Consider the following 20,366-nt stretch of genomic DNA (forward strand, 5'->3'; position numbering starts at 1 on the left):
TGAATATGAGTACTGCAAAGCTGTTAATTCTTGAAAATAGGCTAGGACAAAAAGTCCGCACCTTTGCTGTGGACTCTGAATCGCTCAATATCGTGTACTTGAAAAATAGTCGTCGTATTGAAGCGGTTTCCAACCTTCAAACTCTTGAATCCAATGAGATCGAATACCGTCTTTTACAGACAATTGATCTTTCTCAGATGAACGAACAGGGCGTTGCTTTGGAAGGCCTGGGGCATTTGCGTCTGGCAGCCAATGGCGTTCCTGCGAACAGCCCCACCTATCAGCTTTCTGAAGATCAGGACGATGAACAACTGAAAGTGGTTCTGAAAAAGACCACCTTGGCGCATATCGCAGCCGTTCTAAGTCTTATGATGGGCACCTGGATCTGGGCTTCTTATTTCTCCAAAAAAGAAGAACCGACTTTGGTTACAATCGTTCTGCCTAAAGAAGAACCCGCTAAAAAAATTCAGGAGCCTCGGGCTCACGTGAAGGTTTCTCAGACCAAAATCAAACAAACTAAAAAAGTCTATCGCCCTAAAGCTCAAGCCAAATTGAAAACCAAACCTTACAAGGTGAATACTGCCAAAGCCAAAGATGTGAATCGTATCGGCGCTTTGGCGGCTTTGGGCGGAACTCCAAAAGGGACTCGTGGTTACGAGGGTCTGGATAACAACTCCATGAAAGCCATCCGTTCTGCGGGTGTCGGCAGTGGCGGCGGCGGCGTGGGTTCCACAGGCCGTGGCGGTATCAAAGGTTATCTTCCGGGCAATGGCCTGATTGCAGGTTCTGCCGGTGAAGGCAGTGGTCGCGCGCAAAGTGCAGGTGGTTACGGCACCAAAGGTGTTGGTGGCGGTCGTGCAGGTTACGGCAAAATCTCTTTGGTGGGCGGCACTTCAGCTGTCAGCCTGCCACTGGATGAAGAAGCCACTGTTGAAGGTGGTTTGGATCGTGACCAAATCATCGCAGTTATCAATAAAAACAAAGGTCAGATCATCTACTGTTATGAAAAAGGTCTTCAGGCGCAACCATCCATCGGTGGTCGTGTGGCGGTGGACTTCGTGATTGGTCCGGCAGGAAGAATCACCACTGCCAAGGTGGCACAGTCTTCCCTGGGTTCCCGCATGGTTGAAAACTGCATGTTGCAGAGAATGAAATCATGGCAGTTCCCGCGTCCGGTAGGAAAAGTAAATGTTGACGTTCTTTACCCATTTGAACTTATGCGCGTGAGCAGCCGCTAAGAGAGGTACAAAATGAACTTTCTTAAAACCACAATTCTAACCGTTCCAGTGACTTTGCTCCTAGCCGGTTGCGGTGATTGGAAGAAAGATCCTGTACCAAACTCCACTCTGGACACACTGAGAAAACATTCTCAGGATGTGATCACTCACGGTCCGGAAAAACCACGCGAAATCACCAACACTGTTGTGGTTGAAAAACCCAAAGTGGTGGTAAAAGAAGAATCCACAGTTGACGAAAAATTCATCGTCATCACTCCGGATGCTCAAATGACTTTCAACGAAGGTCAGGAATCCTCCTTTAAAGTTTACGCTCGCGTCCTGGTTCCCGGTGTTCAGATCAAACTGACAGCTCAGGGTCTGCCTGAAGGTGCGACACTGGAAGCTTCCCAAAAGGAAAAAGATCTTTATATCCTGAAGTACAACCCGGCCCTTTATACCGTGGCTTCCACGTCCAACATGAAAGCTGTGAATGTGAAATTCATTGCTGAAGTTGTATCTGCAACAAGTCAGAACGCTGATAAACTTAAAGGTCTGGTCCGTGAAAAGGAAACGACTTTGTTCGTATTCAAAAACCAGGAGGCCCCTTCTGAATTGAAAGTGGATGGCCTAGGTGCGGAAGTAATGCAGGGTCTTGAGACTGTTTTCACAGTCACAGTGAAAGTTCCGGGCATCGATGGTCGCAGCCAGCAAAAACCACGTCTGGTGGTAAGTTATGATGGTGTTAGCTACACAGCCGGGAATGACTTCCTGGAACTGGATGGTTCCCGTCACGTGATTGCTGATTCAAAACAAAAAGATCCTGAATACCTTGGGGACTCTCGCTGGAAGTTCAAACTGGTTTTCGATACAAAGAAAATCACTGTACAACCACAACTGGCGAAAGATGGGACATTCATGGTGAATGCTAATGGGGTGCGTGTTCGCCTTAGCTTTAAAGTTTATGGTCCAAACGGACTGTCAACTCCAGAATCCCTGACTCAGTTGAAGATTCGTTTCGCACCTGAGCAGGCTTCCCAAGGAGCCCAATAATGAAAACAACACTAAAGCTTCTTTCCCTTTCCGTTATTGCCGCCGCTTTTATGGTGTCCCCGGCAATGGCTGCAGGCAAAGCCTCTGCAAAGAAAGCCACGCTGGCTGATGACATCGATTCTCTGGGTGGAAATCAGGAATTGATGGAGATGGCTCAAAACATCAAATCCCAGACTCGCACGCGCATCGTACAGGACCGCATTGTTGAAAGACGCAACCGTGTTGAGTTCGGTGTTTCTTATGGCAGTGTTTTCGGTGGTGACTCTTACGTGAAAACCCAGTCGTTGGGCCTTGCGGCTGATTACCATATCACTCCCCGCTGGTCCCTGGGTGTTCGCTACTACGACTACGGCAATAAACTGACTGATGAAGGTCAGCGTATCTTCGATCAGGCTAAAAAGAACTATGAAGCTGGTGGACGTGCTTATGCTGTTGATATCGACTATCCGGAAAACGCGGCATTGGCAGTGGTAAACTGGTATCCAATTTACGGCAAAACCAGCTTCCTGGATATGGGTGTGACCCAGTTTGACATTTACCTGCTGGCAGGTGGCGGTCAGATGACCCTTTCCAGCGGGACAACAAGCTTGATGACAGCTGGTGCTGGCGTGGGTGCATGGATCACAAAACACATTTCTGCCCGTGCAGAAATGAGATACCAAACTTATAAAGACCAACCGGTTACAGGTTCCAGATCATTGGACACTGTTGTTGGTTCCTTGGGAATCGGATTCATTTTATGATTTCCCGTAGCATGTTTTTTAAGAACATTCTTATCGCTTCTTTGCTAGGCACAGCGTCCATCGCTGGCGCAGCGGCAGACCTGCAACGGTCAGAGACGCTTGTTCTAAAGAACTGGGGTCAGTCCTTTGAAAAGGCTCTTTCTGGCAAAGATAATACCGCAGCCTTAAAGCTTCTGGATTTTAAAGCTCTGGAAAAAGCCTCTTTGCCAAAATGTGTTGATTGTTCCGGCAAAGAATCCATGAAAAAAGCCCGTTTGGCCTTTGCCAAGGGTCAGTTTGATGAATCCTTGAAGCTGTACAATCAGATTCCCAAAGGCAGTGACTACTGGTTTGAGGCCATCGAAGAAAAAGGCTGGGCTTATTTCCGTAAAAATGATTCCGAAAAAGCTCTGGCACAAACCAAAACTCTGATCAGCCCCCAGTTTGGTGAGGTTGTTAATTCTGAAGCCTACTTCCTGCGCTCTCTGACCCAGCTAAGAATCTGTGATTACAAAGGTGTCTTTGAAACTCACGAAACGTTTAAAGAAAGACAGAAAACCCGCGTACTGGAAGTTCAAAAGCTGGCTGAAACCGGCATGAACGAGTCTTTCGCCAAGGTTCTTGCTAAATCCGTGACTTTCCCTTTGAAAGCCTCTGATGTCGCGGAATCCCTTCTGACTTTGCCTGTGCTTTACTACAAGGACCTGGATCTTCAGAAGGAAATGCTGCGCTTCAAGGTTTCGGAAAAAGCTTTGGAAATCCTGAAAGACCTCAACACCCAGCCGACTTTGCAGTCTCAAGTCAGCAAGATTCAGCAGGAAAGCTTCGCGAAACTTAAAAATCGCATGAAGCAACTGGCTAAATCCGAATCTGAAGCCAACTTCCGTATTGTTCAGAAACTAAATCTGATCGAAGTGGAAGCGATTCAAAGAATTCATACCGACATGAAGCTGGCCCAGGAGCTTTACTCCAAAGGCGACTTCAACAAAGCCGGAGAAGATCAACTGGTCTTCATGGATGACGGTCGCCCTTGGATTGATGAACTTGATAAGTACGACGTGGCGGCAAAAACCTGCCCGCAGAACATCAGGAGGAAAATGTGAAACAACTTATCGCCCTTTGCATTTACGCTTCTGCTTTGATGCTGGTCGCAGCTTGCAGCCCGGAATCCAGCGGCATTATGGCTCAACAGCCGGAAGTGGCTCCGCCAACTGTGGAAATCCCACAGTATGAACATGTTGAAGAACAGAAATTCACATGGATTACCGAAGACGGCGGTCAGAGCCAGCTTGATTTCAATCCGCAGGTGGATATTTTGTTTGTGACGGACAACTCTGAAAGTATGAAGTCCGCTCAAGAAAATCTACTGCGCAATCTGGATCGTTTCACAAACGGTATCAACAAAAATGCGATGATCGACTATCACATTGGTGTGATTTCAACCTGGGACAGCTCTGATCGTTTCGCAAGAACAAAGAAAGATTCCTATCAGATTGGTGAGCTTCGTTACATCAAGGACTCAAAAAGCCAGTCCTACAACAAGCGTTATGTAACAAAGAAGGAAAAAAGCATTCTTTCCGCCACTCTGAACATTGGTGTTGCACCCTATGCGCAGGGGGGGCCAGAGGACGAGGAGTTCTTTGCCCCTTTGACAGCAGCCCTGGAAAAATCCGGTCGTGGCGGCACAAATGAAGGCTTCTTCCGTCCTGACGCTCAGCTGGTTGTTGTGTTCATGACAGATGCTGATGAATTTAAAAATTCTCGCATCAGTACAGAACAAATGGCGCGCACTCTGCTGGACTTCAAAGGTGGCAAAGCCAAAAAACTTGCCGTTTACGGTGTTTTGGTGAAAGCCAAAGATGCTGATGAAAATAAAGACTGGGCGCTGCGTATTCACCCGAAATACAATCCTCAGTGCTTCGACATGAATCTGAAAACCCCGAAAAACAACGGCACTTGCACAGGGTTTGGCCCTGAAAAACTTGAAGAGCTGATCGTTCTTGCGAACGAGGAAAAAGGTTCTCCGGAAAGCATCAAGTCCAAGTATATCGTGGGTATCGTGAACAAAAACTTTGGTGATGATCTGGCCCGCATCGGTTCTGATATCACTAAAAAGACTTTGGCCAAGGAAATTTTCCTAAGTCAGCGTCCTCGCGTGGATGGCAATGGCGTCTTGCAGGTGCGCGTTCGCTACGGCACTGCTGCTGAACTGAATGCCGGTCGTGGTCAGATCATCCCGAACAAAGTTGCCGGAGGATGGGCTTACGATCCGGAAAATAACTCTGTTCGTCTGGGTGGCGACGTTGAATACAAGTATCAGGAAAATGCCCGCTTCGCGGTGGACCTGATCCCTCTTACTCTTGCGCAGTAATTCTGTTGATGAAGTCCGCCACTTCGGCGGACTCGTTAATGGCTCTTTGGCTGATTGCCACATTTCTTCCAAAATAACCAAAAGCTCTGATCTGCTGGGTGTTCCACACCTCGGGGCTTGTGTTGCCCAGGTTGTACTTGGCATTTGCGTAGATCTCGCTGCTCCACAGCTGATCAACTTTCAATTCCGGACGCTTGTTTAAGACCCATTGAATAGCTGGTTGGGCCACATGGCAACTGACGCAATCCATATTTTCAGGAGTGAAGTTCTTTGGATTTTCAACACGAAAAGCAGCACGCACTTCTTTGCGAATCAGCTCTTCTGTGCCGGGTTCCTCCAGACGAATGGATTCTCCGGTCAGGTTGCTGAAAGTATCCGGCCCTTTAGGAGACGGAGCAATGCCTCCCCCAGCAAAATGGTCGTGAGGCACAGCAAGATTGATGAACGACTGAGCCATGCGATCACCCAAACGAGGCACACGCAACATCTGCAACTTGCCGCTTTCGGTCGGTTCAAAACCGGCAAATGCCCACATGTCGGCATTTCCACGCAAAACCATGGCCGTTACTCGCGTGAAGTTTTCCGCACCCGCATACTTCAGAATGATTTTATTAAAATCCGCAAAAGCCGGAGCAGCATCGCCCTGCTCTTTCCAGGCCGGATGCACCTGCAAGGGCAGATAAGCCGTATTCACAGCATATTTCTTTTTCCAAGCGGTCAGTTCCTTAAGCAGACTGGCAAACTCCCAATCCTGCAACACATAGAAGCTGTGCAAAGCCGCATCCACTGACTGAATCTCGTTACGGCGGGAAAGTTCCACCGGCTGCCATACCAAACGGATCTGGCGCTGGCAGGACTGAGGCGTCGGCAATGGGAAACACGGATCAATGCGAACACCGACCACACGTAAAGCACTGTTTAATTCGTCACGACTGCGATCAATGGCCAAAACAGGAATCTGATTTACAAAAGAAGTCGGCAACAAAGACCCACCGCGGGCGGAGCTTTCCAACTTTAGCAACGAATCTTCACCCATCTGGGTTGGCAAAGGCATCAGGTAAGAAACGTCATTTAAATCCCAGGCCGCCTGAGCCTGAAGCACCATACTACAAAGAAAAGCCGCAATGAATTTCATAGACTTTGTAGGTGCCTTGCAGACACCGCCAATTCAACTATATTCGCATTACTCTAAGCAGCATTTGTCTAAATGAAAGTCCGATGAAAACCTGGGAACAGAAAATAAAAAAGGCGGCCCTTTTTAAGGAGCCGCCTTTGATTTTTAACTTATTAGCCCAAGAGCTTCAAAGCCAATTGTTGTGACTGGTTGGCCTGACCCAGAACGGAAACCCCGGCCTGCAACAAGATGTTATTTCTTGTCATTTCAGAGGTTTCTGCCGCGACGTCAGTGTCTCTGATTCGGGAATTCGCTGCCGACAAGTTTTCATCAGCGATCAACAAGTTGTTGGATGTTGATTGCAGACGATTTTGTAAGGCACCGAAGTTCGCGCGAATCGCGTTCACCGATGTCAGGGCCTGATCGATGGTATCCAAGCTCAGTTGAGCTCCTTCCTTCGTCGCCACACTTTCTGCCGTCAATCCCAGGGCATCTACAGTGGCATTGGCCGCACCAGCATTAAAGCTGATCCGGTCACGGAATGGGTCGTTGTTTACGCCGACCTGGATGTCAATCATCCCACCAGTACCGTTGAGAAGCTCGTAACCATTAAAGACCGTGGATTCAGTAATACGCTGGATCTCGGATTTTAACTGTTGATACTCAACGTCCAAAAACTTTCTTTCAGTTTCACCAATCGTGTCAGAGGAAGCCTGTACACCCAACTCTCTCAAGCGAATGAGCATGTTGGATACTTCGTTCAAGCTGCCTTCCGCGACCTGCACAAGGGAAATACCATCGTTGGCATTTCGGTTGGCCTGTCTTAAACCTCTAATCTGACCTTTGAGGTTTTCGCTGATCGCAAGACCTGCAGCATCGTCAGCGGCCTGATTGATTCTCATTCCTGAGGCCAATCTTGCCATTGATCTATTCGCGTTGATGTTTGTCATGTACAGATTTTTTTGTGCATTCAACGCTGCCACATTGGTACCGATTCTTAATCCCATTCTATCCTCCGTGCTTCATAGTTCTTCCTCCGTGAAAATGTGCCATCCATTGGCATAAGGCGCGATCCGTGCACCTGTAAAATTAATATTCGGAACTTGCGATACAGTTCCCTGCTTACTTTTCGGAAAAACAACACAACGGCTCGAGTCCAGTTTTTGTCTTTTCTTTTCTATTTTTTGCTGAAGAAATTTTTTTGAAAATTCGGTCGCTGCACAGAGGAAAAAGCAGCCTCTAAAAAGGGCGGACAAAGTCACTCGCCAGGGAGTTCTTCATCAAAAGATTCATTCATACATTCAGAAACCGGATGCAGAATCCTGTTTCTTAAATCCACTCCCCGTCAGTCAAAATTTCTGACTGAAAAAATGAGGCCGCCGTGAAAGACGGCCTCGTCGCAGGAAACAGATCAAATTGTCAGCTCGTTTTACAGAGCTCGGGTCGTTACACTTGAGGGTGATCTTGATCTATCAAGATCGGGAACCTAGGTCACTCCAGGATTAACCCTGGAATGACTTGTTCAAGAGTCCAAGTGCTACGTTAGCTTGGGAATTCGCTTGTGCTAGGACGGAAGTACCGGCTTGCAACAAGATGTTGTTCTTGGTCATTTCAGATGTCTCTTCAGCCACATCCACGTCTCTGATACGAGAGTTCGCAGCTGACATGTTTTCCACAGACACTTGAATGTTTGAAACTGTAGATTGAAGACGATTCTGAATCGCACCGAAGTCTGCGCGCATTGCGGAGACACTGACGATCGCCTGGTCAATCGCTGCCAAAGCGTTCTGAGCAGAAGCTTTATCAGCAACAGAGGTCAGGTTCACACCCAAAGCCGCAGAGTTTGCATCTGCTTTGGAAGCGTCGAAAGAGATACGGTCGATTTCAGGATTATTTCTAGTACCAACTTGGAAATCCAGGATGGAACCCACACCCGCCAGCAACTGAGTTCCGTTGAACTCTGTGCCTTCGGAGATACGGTCGATCTCAGATACCAATTGATCGTATTCCACGTTCAGGAACTGTCTTTCTACAGGTCCGATCGTGTCGGAAGCTGCTTGTACTGACAATTCTCTTAGACGGATCAAGATCGAAGAGATCTCGTTCATGGAACCCTCGGCCACTTGAACCAGAGAGATACCGTCTTGAGCGTTTCGGGATGCTTGTTTTAGACCGCGAATCTGAGCTTTCAAATTCTCAGAGATCGCTAGGCCGGCGGCATCATCACCAGCTCTGTTGATGCGGAATCCTGAAGCGAGCTTTTCCATGCTCTTATCAAGACCGATCTTCGTCCCCCAGAGAACTCTCTGAGCATTCAACGAAGCACTGTTCGTATTAATTCTGAGACCCATGTTTCCTCCTCCTTGAAGATTTCTGAGCTTCGATCCTTGAAGCTCAGTGCACCTACCGTGGTGCCCTTGGGCGATTCATTTCTTACCTTACTCATCGGAGTCCCCAGAAATTCCTAAAGTGATACGTCTCATTTTTTTACATTTCTGGCCCTAAGCCCAGAAGGTACGCCGTACCTTTTTGGAGTGCGCCGCTTCATAAGCTATTGAAATGATTAATATTCAAACAACTCCATCCTCAAGGTGACTTCTCTTTCCAGTATGAGGATCACGTGGAATCTTAAATTCTTTTCGTCTCAAAGCCTTTGCAATCGCTTCTCGGTCTTCGCAATTAAACTCAGAATTCAGCCACGACAGTTGCTTATACATGTTCTGAATCAGGCAGAGATTATCAATAGCGGGAACCAACGCCCGATCCAAACCCAACAATCCCCGAATTGTACTATAGCGATAGTCCTCTACTCGGGAGCAGATTCCTGCCTGCACTGGGTTTCGATAGATGTACTTATAAGCGTGCTGGTAGTATGTGAAATTTGAGATCACCGTCCAATGATAGGGACCTCCGAAAATCTGACTTTTCCGTTTGGCTCGGGCACCAATCGACTTACTCACCTCGCGCAAAAAATAGTTCATCGCCTCATCGATGTTCGCCAGCGGAGTGCTGATCAGAAGATGAAAGTGGTTATTCATAAGAACAAAGGCATGCACTCGGACAGAGTATGCCTGTGTGATAAACCAGAGGTAGTTAGAAAATATCTCCCAACAATCCTCCAAAGGCAGAGCGAACCATTCCTGATTCGCGCAACGAGCTGTAACATGGTAGGGAAACTCATCCGTTCTATAAGTCTTCTTTCGCGCCATATCGACCGAACCATCAATCCCTAGTCCTACGTCGGGTCCATCCTGCTAGATAGGGAGCATCTCTGGCTTCCGAAGCTCGTACCTATTAAGGTATTTGACAGGTAGCGGGCCTCCCGGCTATTCAAAGCCAACCCCTAGAAACAATGCCGTGCGCTACAAAAAGGTACGGCGTACCTTTCCCAGAGGAGAAAAGATGGAAATTCGCGATCCCGTTCATGGCTCTATATATTACTCTGAACCTGAAGTGGCCGTGCTGGATACCGCTGAATATCAACGTCTGCGCGCGATCAAACAACTGGGTTATGCGGAATTCAGCTTCCCTGGCGCCACCCACAACAGATACATCCATTCTGTCGGCGTGGGACACCTTGCAGGTGAAACCTTCGATGCAATCTTCCGTGTGTATCCGTTTTCAAAACCTTCTGTAAAAACCCGCTTCCGTCAGGTGCTGCGCTTAGGAGCTTTATTGCACGACGTGGGCCACGGCCCTTTAAGCCATACCACTGAACAAGTGATGCCGCATCTTTCAGAGCTGAAGATTCAACTGTATAAAGAGCAGGAACAATACGGCGAAGAAGCGCACACAGTGATGAATCACAACCGTCGCGCCAATCACGAAGATTATACGATTAAATATGTCACGGATTCTGCCATCGCTGACACTATCAGACAATCCTTCCCGGATATTCAGCCCATTCATGTAGCCTGCCTGATTGATAAGGCCCTGCACTGCCCGGATGATTTCTTCGTCGATAATGGCGTGGACTTCCGCCCGATCTTAAGCCAGCTCGTATCCAGTGAGCTGGACGTGGACCGCATGGACTATCTGGAACGCGACAGTTATTTCTGCGGCACCAACTACGGAAAAATTGATCTATCCTGGCTGATTCAGAACATGACCTTCCATCGTCGTGAAAACAAGATGTATCTGGGCCTGAATCGCCGTGCGCTTTATTCTTTCGATGACTTCTTAATTTCCCGTCACCACATGCACTTGATGGTGTATTGCCATCACAAAAGCATCATCTATGAGGAAATGCTGAACCGTTATCTGACCTCTCCGGATTGCACTTTTGTTCTGCCCGGGGATATCAACGAATACACGCACTACAATGACTATCGTCTGCATGAACACTTAAGCAGTGCTGACAACCCATGGGCACAGCGAATTGCGCAAAGAAAGCCGTTTAAGGTTTTGATTGAGCAGCACAACACCTCTGAATCCGACCGCCCGGAAGCCATCAAAAAGGCTTTGGAAGCTGAAGGCATCGAGGTCATCCGCACCAGTTCCAAGGCTCGTCTGTCCAAATACCACACAGCGTCCCCGGAAGAGCGTGCTTTGCAGATCTATGTCGTGGACCAGTATGACCGTTGGGCACAGCCGTCGCCGATCAATCAGACGACAGAGATCTTCCAACGCTATGAGGGTGCACGTATTATCGACCGCATTTATGTAGCGCCGGAAAATCTGGCCAAAGCTGAAGGGATTTTGAAAGGTCTTAAGCTTTAAAACCTTTTAAGTTCGGAAAGAAAAAAACATTTTCAAAAGAACAATCGTGATAAAGGCCAGACCCAACAACTTGGGGAAGGCCTTTTTCCATTTTGACGGAAATGTGCGAATGACCTTCACCACTTCAAAAGGTCCCACCTCCTGAACAGGAATGTTCTTTAAGCCCTCGGGCACCTCGCCTAAATAAACCAGATAGTTCACGTCCTGTCGGCGGCAGTGGTAAAGGTAAGCCGGACCGCGCTTATAGATCGCCTGCACTTCTGAAATATCCAACTCCAAAGGAGCCTTGTTCCAGCAATCTTTCAGCGTGTAGTGCGGAATAAAATCCCACCACTGAAACATCACTGATGCCGGACGAATCATAAGCTTACCTTGTTGCATGTCCCACCTAACTTAAAGAAATAACCTGACCGTTCACCGCTGCTCCGAACTGACTGACCAGATAGGTCACGGTGTTTGTGACCTTGTCCGGTTCAGTGATGCGCAGATGCGGTTCTTTCACCTTTAACGCTTCCACCGCTTCTTTGATGGATTTGGCTTCCGGGTGTTGGGCCAAAATATACTCTTCAGTCAAACCCAACTTCAAGACATTCACGGTGATATTATGCTCTGCCACCTGCTTTGCTAAAGACTGGGCAAAGGGAATCAGCGCCCCCCGCGCCCCGGCCAGAATCGGGTCCGGATAGGTTTCATTCAAAAGATACAGAATTCTGCCACGCTTGCGATTCTTCAGAAAATTCAAAACCGCATGAGTCAGCATCACAGAGGACTTAAAATTGTGCTGAAGCTCTTCATCCAGATAATCAATGCTGTCGCCAATTTTGTAGCGGTTTTGTTTGTTGTAAGTTTGCGCATCAATAAACAAATCCACACTGCCGAAAGACTGTGCCGCTGTTCCGACCGCATCTTTAATATCATCTGCGGTCTTCATAGCGGATTTAACCCCCAATGCTCTGCCAAACTTCGGGTTGATTTCACGGGCGTCATTGATCTGATTACAAAAACGCTGGCTGGCGGCATTATCGAAATCCAGCAGCACACAGTCTGAACCCATCTGAGTTAAACCCATCACCAGACTTTGCACTGTTGTTGTAAAAGGACCCACGATCAATGATGTACGTTCTCGAAGATTAAATTCCATGAAAAGTCTTTCGTATAAGGCCGAATTAACAAAAACCCCGGCAACAGCTGTTCCGGGGTGTCCAGGACTTAGATTTTTTCGATGATGATCGCAATACCCTGACCGCCGCCAATGCAGGCAGAACCCAAAGCATATTTTCCACCACGACGGTGCAGCTCATACACCAGATGATTCATGATACGAGCACCTGACGCGCCCAATGGGTGGCCCACAGCAATCGCACCGCCATTGACGTTGGTTTTTGCCGGATCTAATTTCAATTCTTTTTCCACCGCCAGATACTGGGCCGCAAAAGCTTCGTTTACTTCCACCAGATCCATTTGTTCCAGTTTCAAGTTGGCTTTTTCCAACGCCTTGCGAGCCGCACCCGCTGGTCCAATACCCATGATTGTCGGATCACAACCGACAGAGGCATAACTGATGATACGAGCCATTGGTTTTAACCCCAGCTCTTTGGCTTTGGATTCGCTCATCAACAAAGAACAGGCCGCCCCATCCACGATACCGGAAGCAGTCGCTGCGGTAACCAAGCCATCTTTTTTAAAGACTGGTTTTAAGGTCGCCAGCTTTTCCAAAGTGGAATCCGGCTTTGGATGTTCGTCTTTTTCCACAACCACAGTGCCTTTGCGGCCTTCCACTGTCACAGGGCAGATTTCCTGTTTCATGAATCCTTTTTCAACCGCAGCATTGAATCTTTGCTGGGATTGAATCGCATAAGCATCCGATTGTTCGCGAGAGATACTGTATTTCACTGCCAGATTTTCTGCTGTGATGGCCATTGGCATTTTGGCATAAGCATCCGTCAAAGCCGAGGTCATCAGGTCTTCCAGCTCGAAGTTCCCCATGCGCATCCCATCAAAGCGAACTTTGCGGGCCACATACGGAATCTGTGACATCTGCTCAACACCACCGGCAAGCACGACAGAGGCTTCCCCACACTGGATCATTTGTACAGCGTTCACCCATGCCTGGAATCCACTGCCACACAAGCGGTTAACAGCAAAAGCCCCGACAGCAACCGGGACTCCGGCTTTCAAGCCAATGTGACGAGGCAGATAAGCCGCATCAGCACCGGACTGAACCACATTTCCGAAAATCACATGTTCAACTTTTTCAGGTGAAAGACCGGCTTGTTCCAGGGTTGCTTTGGCGGCAGCCACACCCAGATCCGTTGCTGAAACATCCTTTAGAGATCCGCCAAAAGCTCCAAAGGGAGTTCTTTTCCCAGAGATAAATACGATATTTTCCATGAGTTAAGGGTAGGACGCTTACCAGGACCAGGCAAGGCCAATCATCGACAAACCTTGTTCTTTATTGGCTTTATGACTGACGATCAGATCTTTGTTATCCAATACTTTGTCTTTGAACTGAATATCTGTTTCAGAGGCCTTTGCATCATAGTTGATGGCAGCCTTCAACCAACCGGAGTATTCCATTTTCGCCAAGGCCTGAAAGGCCTCCACACGGAATGAGAACTTATGAACAACTCCATGGGGAGTCGAAGCTGGAACCACAACATCCGTCTTTAGTTTTTCCTGCGTTTCTTCCACCGCACGACCTAAAGCGCTGTTCTTCATAAATTCAGAATTAAACCAAAGATTGAATCCGCGGTCGGCAATGCGACTCATGACAGATCCGGTGCTTTCATCTTTTTTAATATCCAATGGAATGATCTTGGCCACGTCTTCTTTCGTGATCTTCGGAGTGACCTTGTCCTCAGGAATCACCAGCGGCTTGGTGGTACGCAAGTCCACCTTGGCCCAGCAGGCTCCAGAGAAGGTCATCATAAAGAGAAGGCAGGAAACCAAAAGTCTCATACTTACCTCTTATACAAAGAGCGTTCCACCCAAAGTGGCTCCAGTCCCTTTAAAGTTCAGATAATAAGCAAATAACAGAGGAATCCCCGGAAAAACGTCAGAGGCCGTCCAGTGGCACTTCACTTGGCAATATATTGTCACCTCGACCATGGACTTGTTTCAAAGTGAAGCAATCTGCGCATTGAAATTGCATCGTTGCCACCTGAACTCGTGTGCACACTTGGGAAGTTAAGAAGGAACTATGTGATTCTAAGTATTTAGACACGCTGATCCGACAAAATGTCTCGGGATGACACGCGAAAAAAGTAAAAGTGGCAAAAAGTTAAACACTGGAGACTTTATGAAATTCAAGAACGTTCAAAGAGGCGCACTGGCATTAGCGCTGACCGCGAGCTTCATTGTGCCCCCTCAGCAAGTGTGGGCCAGTTCGAGTGCAAGCATCTTCTCGCTGAATCTTTTCGGCGATGATGAGGACACCGGGGTTACTCCAACCACCCCGACGATTCCGAAAACAAATACGGGATCTTCCGCAGGGTCTTCGGCTTCCACAACCCCGACCCGTCCCAGCACTTCAAACACCCGCGTGACTTCCACAAGCACAGCGGCAGGAAAAATGAATGCGGCCAAGGTTCCTGATGCTTACAGTTGTCCTTTGTTTGACAACCGTCCTCATGCGGAACTTATCTCTGCAATTGATTCTTTGAATAAAGAGGTTCTGACGTCTCCGGAATGTACTGGCAGTCCTTCTGCCAAATCCATCGAGGACAATGGAAACGCGATCAAACAAAGTATCGCATCCCTGCAACAAATCATGCAGACGCAGGACCCAACGCAAGTGAACGTCAACAGTGTTGAACAGACCATGACCGCTGCCTTAACCGCTGTTGGCAATCTGGGTGACATCGTTAATAACAACAACTTCCTGAATTCCAAGTGTGGCCGTCAAACGATGTCCACTGGTAAAGTTCTACTGGCTCTGAATGACGTTATCAACGGCCTTGCACCTTATGCCCTGTTTGCCGTTTCCATGAATGCGGCGCTGGCTCCGGCCCTGCCGTTTGTTATCGGTGGCGTGGTTGCGACAAGCGGTATTTCCGCAATCGCTAAAATGATCGATCAAAACACTTTGGATATGAGCAAAGCTGAACACCGCAAAGCGGTTCTTCAGAACACTTGCCAATTCACTAAAGTGGCGAAGAAAGTTCGCTTCATGCAGTTGGCACAAAGTGGAAAAATCGAAAAGATCACTCAAGAGCTTGAAAAGAGCGTGGATCTTTACAACGCGAAGTTCTCCAAACCTTCCGCAGAGCTTACGAATCTGTTGAACTATAAGGACTCTTCCGAAAAGTACTTCACAGCCGTCAACACCCAGCTGGTAAACGACCGTGCGGATGTTGAAACTGTAGAAGCACAGCTAAAAACCAACAACGATGATCTGATGGTTTGTACACTGGCAAATGAGCTGGTGAACTGGGCTTCTGATGGCAAGACCTTCCCGGCTTCTGCTTTCGTCAATCTGGATAAGGCCACTGTACAAAGTGACCGTACTCAGAAACTTCAGGCTTTGACGCTGAAAACGGTTCATGCAAACTCCATGAAGCGTGTTGCTGAATACGCAGCAAAATCATTTGAAGACGAAAGCGCTTTGAAACTTTGTGCTCAGAATGGCCGCTCCTGGATTCAGGCTATGCGTCAGGCTGTGAATGCCACTTCCGGCGTTGTGTCTCAAAGCAAAGTGGAGCTTGAAAGCTATCTGTCCAAGAGCGCTGACTACCGTCAGTGGAAAGCTCAATACACTTTGATCGAAACAGAGAAACTGACAATCAAACGTGTTGAAAAAGCGATGCAGGAACTGGCTCAGGATAATTCTATCATTGACCGTTCTGAACTGGCTCAGCGCATGGTGAACCTGAAAGCCGGTCTGTTCGGTTCCCGCAGCTCCTGGAGCTTCGGCAAGCCACCTGTTCTGGCTTGGATCAACCACACGAAAACCATGCACGATCAAGCCGTTGCCGCTTTCACCACAAACATGAGAGCACTTCGTCAGGGTTCCTTCAGCATGACTGATTCCGGTCAGGGTAAAGGCATCCGAATCGTTATGGGCACTGTCTTTGAGGACCCTGTAATGATGAAGAATAGCAAAGCGATCAGCGAAGCTATGAGCAACTTCAACCTGAAACAGCTTCCAGTGGGTTCTCGCGAGAACGAATTGGTCTGTCAGCAGCTTGAATCCGCTTGGTTGGACTGGTCTGCATCCATCGACCATATCGGTGCGATCCAGTTCTTCTGTGACATGATTGATCCGGTTTTGGATGTTAAAATGGATTCTTCTGTTGTGACAGCCTGCCGTGGTAACAAACAATTAGGTGGCCAAGGCTACTTGAAATCAGTTGTTGATCAGGCCAGAACGACCCTGGCATCCAAAGGCTTCCAGTCTGATGCCAACCTGGTAAGCAAAAAATTGAAGGAACTTCAGTGCCCAATGCCTGCAGTTTCCGTGATGAACCAATAATAAAGTCCCGATACAAATGCCAAAGCAAAAAGGGCTCCCTTCACAGGAGCCCTTTTTCTTTTTTAAGTTCTGCATCTTCAAACTATGGGAAGATTGAAACTTTCTCGGTGTTCAGCTGCGCTACATCCAAAATATCCTGACGACTTAAACCTGCCTGAGAAGTGCGAATCACAATCTGCATTCCCGCGCGCACATAGTCCTGCAAATCTGTTTTGGAAACTGCCGAATTCACATTCAAAATAAATGTCTTAGCAGCCGCCATTGCCAGTAGATCCAGCTTGCTCAGCCCCGAGCTGCCTGACAGCACCACCACCTGCACCCCGGCATTCAGCAAGGCCACCAGATTATCCCGGGACAATCGACTGCCATCCACGTACAACACATAAGTGCCCGTCGCCGCCATATCCAGCAAATCCTGATTGGAATAACTGGTTTTACTGACTGAAATTCCAATATTCACATTGGGGTTTGCCAGCATGGCCTGAAGATCGGATTTACCCACAATGCTGACCTGATTCTGGCAGTACGTGATGCGGGAGACTTTTGCGATCTCTGCCACATCAGTGGCGCTCATATTTGTGCCACTGTTTTGCGACAGACATTCTGAAAACTGCGGGGGTAATGCCGCCTCTGCTGACAACGAAAGAAGCAAAGCCGAAGCCAGAATAAAAAATCTCATAAGCACCTCACGCCTTCAGTGTAGTTCTTATGAAAAGTTCCGGTCTAATAATTTTACTGATATTTGCCAAACAAAGCAGGAGCTGCTGCGAAAAGCTGGCCCCTATTCGTCGAGGATGTAATTCAAAGGGTCCACGGCGGTTCCGTTAATGCGAACCTCGTAGTGCAAGTGAGGCCCTGTGGAGCGCCCGGTGTTACCCACGGCCCCGACAACGTCCCATTTGTTCACACGCTGCCCGGCCTGCACATAGATCTGTGACAAGTGACCGAAACGAGTGGTCACACCATAGCCATAGTCAATTGTGATCAATTTTCCGTAAGATTCATCATAGCTGGCAAAAACAACCACGCCATCGGCCGGAGCATAAACCGGTGACCCAGGAGCTGCCGCAATATCAAGACCCGCATGCAGGGCCGTTTTCCCGGAGAACGGAGAAACCCGGTAACCAAAGCGCGATGTGATCCATCCCTTGGCCGGTTTCATATTCGGTGTGGAGTTCAGCAAACTTTGACGTTCAGACAGGCTTTCCCAAAGATCAATAACACTTTGTTCTTTGAGCTGGGTTTCCTTGACGGCTTTATCAATACGCACAACCAAAGAAGCATAGTCTTTGTCGGCATTTTCGTTGGCCAGTTCACCCGTTTGATCGTTCAAAGGTTTTTTATTGGCAAAGATCTGATCCTGTTCCACCAGAACATCGGCATCATCCCTTTGTTCCATCGGCTCGTATTCTTCCACGGGCTGACCGGCGGCAGGTTTGGCCCCCATTGTCAGCTTGGTGATACGATCATCCGCATCGACATTGGTGATCAGTTTCAATTTGGTGGTGAAAGTCTTCACCCGCTCCAGAGAGTTCTCCAACGCGCTGACTTTACTTTCAACGACCTGGAATTGCTTGATGAGCTGGGCGTTTTCCGCCTTCAGGCGTTTATTTTCCATGGCCTGCAAAAGCAAACCGAAATAATCCACCAGACCTGCGGCAAAAATAATGATCACAATCGCAGAGATAAAGGAAATGGCTTTAAGCCAGGCAGCCGAGAGCACAAGCTTACGGGTTTTCCCCGTCTGATTGCTCACAATAAACAGCGTGACTTTCTTTTTATCCAAAACCTTAGCTCCTTAAAACAGACTCACTCGTGGAAATGCACTAGCATGACTGTGACGTTGTCATCTCCACCATTGGCCAAGGCTTGTTCTACACAGGCTTTAACGGCTTTGTCAGGTGTATTTTGATTTAAAATCTCAGAAATTCTTTTATCGTCCACCAAACCGGAAAGACCATCAGAACACATGAGGAAAATTTCCCCAGGGAAAATCTCGCGCTCAATGATATCCGGATAGACTTCGCGCTCGTAACCCACGCTGCGCGTGATGACGTTTCGCCCCACAAATTGACGAACCTGTTCTTCACTCATGACACCGGCACGCAGCTGTTCATTGATAAGTGAATGATCTTCGGTGATCTGCCACAGATGAGGCCGCTTAAACAGATAACAGCGGGAGTCGCCGACATTTCCCACATACAGATGTTTGCCGCGGATATATGCCATCACCATCGTGGTGCCCATCCCCGCCAGCTCCGGACGTTCGTTGGCGGCTTTATCAAAAATTCGTTTAGATGACTCTTCGTAGGCTTGCAGAATCACTTCACGCGGCGATTTTTTATGAACATCCGGCTGAAGCATGATTTCTTCCACCGTTTCAACCGCCATGCTCGAGGCGACTTCACCGCCTGAGTGTCCACCCATTCCATCCGCCACGATAAAAAGTCCCAGCTCTCGATTGATGAGGCAGGAATCTTGATTCGAATCACGACGAAGACCTTTATCTGTCAGATACCACGAGTCAAATTTCATAGTTGTATCATTTTCACCCACTCCTGACAGAAGAGTCAAAGTCTGGCCCTAGACTTGGGTCGCAATCTTTGAGCCCGACTCACCATCACCTCAATATCAAGTGTCATAATACCGATAGAAAGGGGTGAGGTCTTATGAAGAAGTCACCGTCTTTCAGAAAGTATATTGTGCTCTCCCTGGCTCTCCACGTGTTTGTGGTGGCGGGTTTCTACATCGCAGGACTTTTCCAACATGAAGCCCCTCTGAAAGAGACAGTCAGCATCGACTTTCTGACTCCGGACCAGCTTCAACAATTTGCCAAGGCTGAGCAATTAGCTCAAAAGAAAGCCTTGCTGGTGTCTGCGAACCAAGTCGTAGAGCAGAGTGAGACTTCCGCCAACGAAGAAGAGGTCGATACACGCTTTTTAAGCGCCAAAAACCAAAAGGTCGAAAAGCAGACCATCGCCGCTCAACGTGGTCAGTTTCAAAACCTGAAAAAGGCCGAGCCTAAAAAAACCGGCCCTAAAGGCGACGGCCGTCAGAAGGCTGTGACCAAATCCGAGGAAGCTAAAAAACAGATCGCCAAGGATCTTTTCAAGGGCTTTGACGCCAGTGAAGCGATTGAAAGACAGAAAATTGCCGATCAAAAATCTGGACTGGGCGAAGGCCGTGGTACCGGTGAACAAAACGCCGGAACCGGCGCGGAAGCCAGTCAGTCAAATGATTATGTTAAGGACGTGAACACAGGTTTGGAAACTTTGCTGAACACGCGCGAGTTCAAGTACTACTCGTACTACAACCGTATTCGCAAACAGCTTTCCCAACACTGGGAAGGGCGCGTTCGTGAAAAACTTAGCAAAATGTTCAAAGAAGGCCGTTCCCCGGCGGCCGCCAATCAGGATCGTATCACCAAGCTGATGATCGTTCTGAATGATAAAGGCACGCTGGTACGTGTGCAGGTTCTTAGTGACTCCGGTGTTCGTGATCTTGATGATGCCGCCATTGAGGCCTTCCGTGCGGCAGCTCCGTTCCCGAATCCACCCAAAGGAATCATCGAAGGCGATGGCACCGTAAAAATTCGCTGGGATTTTGTTCTGGAAACCTAAGCGCTTTTCATGAGGCCTCCTCACTAAGAGGCCTCTGCTGACTTCCCCCGTGCAAATCAATTCTCTTCCTGCTATGAAGTGCC

Annotated in this window: 19 protein-coding genes; 8 read left to right on the forward strand and 11 right to left on the reverse strand. The window is 48.2% G+C overall.

The features are described from left to right. The first annotated feature begins 5 nt into the window (after positions 1-5). Genes EZJ49_RS03715 through EZJ49_RS03735 form a run of 5 tightly spaced genes read left to right on the forward strand, consistent with a single transcriptional unit; the run spans position 6 to position 5,360 of the window. Positions 6-1,238: an AgmX/PglI C-terminal domain-containing protein gene (locus EZJ49_RS03715; protein WP_262554452.1), complete on the forward strand. Its 1,233-nt coding sequence runs from the start codon at positions 6-8 to the stop codon at positions 1,236-1,238. A gap of 12 nt (positions 1,239-1,250) precedes the next feature. After that, positions 1,251-2,267 (forward strand): hypothetical protein, encoded by a 1,017-nt coding sequence (locus EZJ49_RS03720; protein ID WP_262554454.1) that lies wholly within the window; start codon positions 1,251-1,253, stop codon positions 2,265-2,267. Further along, positions 2,267-3,010, forward strand: a complete 744-nt coding sequence (locus tag EZJ49_RS03725) for an outer membrane beta-barrel domain-containing protein (protein ID WP_262554456.1) — start codon at positions 2,267-2,269, stop codon at positions 3,008-3,010. The genes EZJ49_RS03720 and EZJ49_RS03725 overlap by 1 nt, the downstream gene beginning before the upstream one ends. After that, complete coding sequence (locus EZJ49_RS03730; protein WP_262554458.1) at positions 3,007-4,092, forward strand: hypothetical protein; 1,086 nt, start codon at positions 3,007-3,009, stop codon at positions 4,090-4,092. The genes EZJ49_RS03725 and EZJ49_RS03730 overlap by 4 nt, the downstream gene beginning before the upstream one ends. Then, positions 4,089-5,360, forward strand: coding sequence for a hypothetical protein (locus EZJ49_RS03735; RefSeq protein WP_262554460.1), 1,272 nt, complete (start codon positions 4,089-4,091; stop codon positions 5,358-5,360). Before EZJ49_RS03730 ends, EZJ49_RS03735 begins: the two co-directional genes overlap by 4 nt. On the opposite strand, the gene EZJ49_RS03740 is transcribed toward EZJ49_RS03735, so the two are convergent. The 4 genes from EZJ49_RS03740 to EZJ49_RS03755 all read right to left on the reverse strand — a co-directional run bounded on the left by EZJ49_RS03740 (position 5,344) and on the right by EZJ49_RS03755 (position 9,683). Continuing rightward, a complete protein-coding gene (locus EZJ49_RS03740) occupies positions 5,344-6,495 on the reverse strand; it encodes a hypothetical protein (RefSeq protein WP_262554461.1) in 1,152 nt (383 codons plus the stop codon). The genes EZJ49_RS03735 and EZJ49_RS03740 overlap by 17 nt on opposite strands. 152 nt (positions 6,496-6,647) lie before the next feature. After that, on the reverse strand, positions 6,648-7,481 hold the full coding sequence (locus EZJ49_RS03745) for a flagellin (protein WP_262554463.1): 834 nt from the start codon (positions 7,479-7,481) through the stop codon (positions 6,648-6,650). Positions 7,482-7,976: 495 nt separating this feature from the next. Then, a complete protein-coding gene (locus EZJ49_RS03750) occupies positions 7,977-8,825 on the reverse strand; it encodes a flagellin (protein WP_262554465.1) in 849 nt (282 codons plus the stop codon). A gap of 219 nt (positions 8,826-9,044) precedes the next feature. After that, the gene (locus EZJ49_RS03755; RefSeq protein ID WP_262554467.1) at positions 9,045-9,683 is read right to left on the reverse strand and encodes a transposase; all 639 of its coding nucleotides are present in this window, start codon (positions 9,681-9,683) and stop codon (positions 9,045-9,047) included. A 193-nt stretch (positions 9,684-9,876) separates the two neighbouring features. Between EZJ49_RS03755 and EZJ49_RS03760 the strand changes: the two genes are divergently transcribed. Further along, positions 9,877-11,193 (forward strand): HD domain-containing protein, encoded by a 1,317-nt coding sequence (locus EZJ49_RS03760; protein WP_262554469.1) that lies wholly within the window; start codon positions 9,877-9,879, stop codon positions 11,191-11,193. 6 nt (positions 11,194-11,199) lie between these two features. Here the strand turns inward: EZJ49_RS03760 and EZJ49_RS03765 are convergent, their stop codons facing one another. The 4 genes from EZJ49_RS03765 to EZJ49_RS03780 form a co-directional block, all read right to left on the reverse strand. Continuing rightward, a complete protein-coding gene (locus EZJ49_RS03765) occupies positions 11,200-11,574 on the reverse strand; it encodes a hypothetical protein (protein ID WP_262554471.1) in 375 nt (124 codons plus the stop codon). Between the two features lie 7 nt (positions 11,575-11,581). Further along, entirely contained in the window at positions 11,582-12,334 is a 753-nt protein-coding gene (locus EZJ49_RS03770) for an SDR family oxidoreductase (RefSeq protein ID WP_262554473.1), read from the reverse strand. A 68-nt stretch (positions 12,335-12,402) separates the two neighbouring features. Then, positions 12,403-13,584, reverse strand: a complete 1,182-nt coding sequence (locus EZJ49_RS03775) for an acetyl-CoA C-acetyltransferase (protein WP_262554475.1) — start codon at positions 13,582-13,584, stop codon at positions 12,403-12,405. Positions 13,585-13,602: 18 nt separating this feature from the next. Then, positions 13,603-14,151, reverse strand: coding sequence for a hypothetical protein (locus EZJ49_RS03780; protein ID WP_262554477.1), 549 nt, complete (start codon positions 14,149-14,151; stop codon positions 13,603-13,605). Between the two features lie 340 nt (positions 14,152-14,491). Here EZJ49_RS03780 and EZJ49_RS03785 point away from each other — a divergent pair, with 340 nt between their 5' ends. Further along, the gene (locus EZJ49_RS03785; RefSeq protein WP_262554478.1) at positions 14,492-16,663 is read left to right on the forward strand and encodes a hypothetical protein; all 2,172 of its coding nucleotides are present in this window, start codon (positions 14,492-14,494) and stop codon (positions 16,661-16,663) included. An 82-nt stretch (positions 16,664-16,745) separates the two neighbouring features. On the opposite strand, the gene EZJ49_RS03790 is transcribed toward EZJ49_RS03785, so the two are convergent. The 3 genes from EZJ49_RS03790 to EZJ49_RS03800 all read right to left on the reverse strand — a co-directional run bounded on the left by EZJ49_RS03790 (position 16,746) and on the right by EZJ49_RS03800 (position 19,198). Next, entirely contained in the window at positions 16,746-17,342 is a 597-nt protein-coding gene (locus EZJ49_RS03790) for a hypothetical protein (RefSeq protein ID WP_262554480.1), read from the reverse strand. A gap of 102 nt (positions 17,343-17,444) precedes the next feature. Beyond that, positions 17,445-18,449 carry a M23 family metallopeptidase gene (locus tag EZJ49_RS03795; protein ID WP_262554481.1) on the reverse strand — a complete coding sequence of 335 codons (1,005 nt, stop codon included), beginning with the start codon at positions 18,447-18,449 and terminating at the stop codon, positions 17,445-17,447. A gap of 23 nt (positions 18,450-18,472) precedes the next feature. Next, positions 18,473-19,198, reverse strand: a complete 726-nt coding sequence (locus EZJ49_RS03800; protein WP_262554483.1) for a Stp1/IreP family PP2C-type Ser/Thr phosphatase — start codon at positions 19,196-19,198, stop codon at positions 18,473-18,475. A gap of 134 nt (positions 19,199-19,332) precedes the next feature. Here EZJ49_RS03800 and EZJ49_RS03805 point away from each other — a divergent pair, with 134 nt between their 5' ends. Beyond that, a complete protein-coding gene (locus EZJ49_RS03805; protein ID WP_262554484.1) occupies positions 19,333-20,283 on the forward strand; it encodes a TonB family protein in 951 nt (316 codons plus the stop codon). Positions 20,284-20,366: the final 83 nt, after the last annotated feature.

Origin of the sequence: Bdellovibrio bacteriovorus, from assembly GCF_025558485.1 — a bacterium.
GTDB lineage: Bacteria > Bdellovibrionota > Bdellovibrionia > Bdellovibrionales > Bdellovibrionaceae > Bdellovibrio > Bdellovibrio bacteriovorus_G.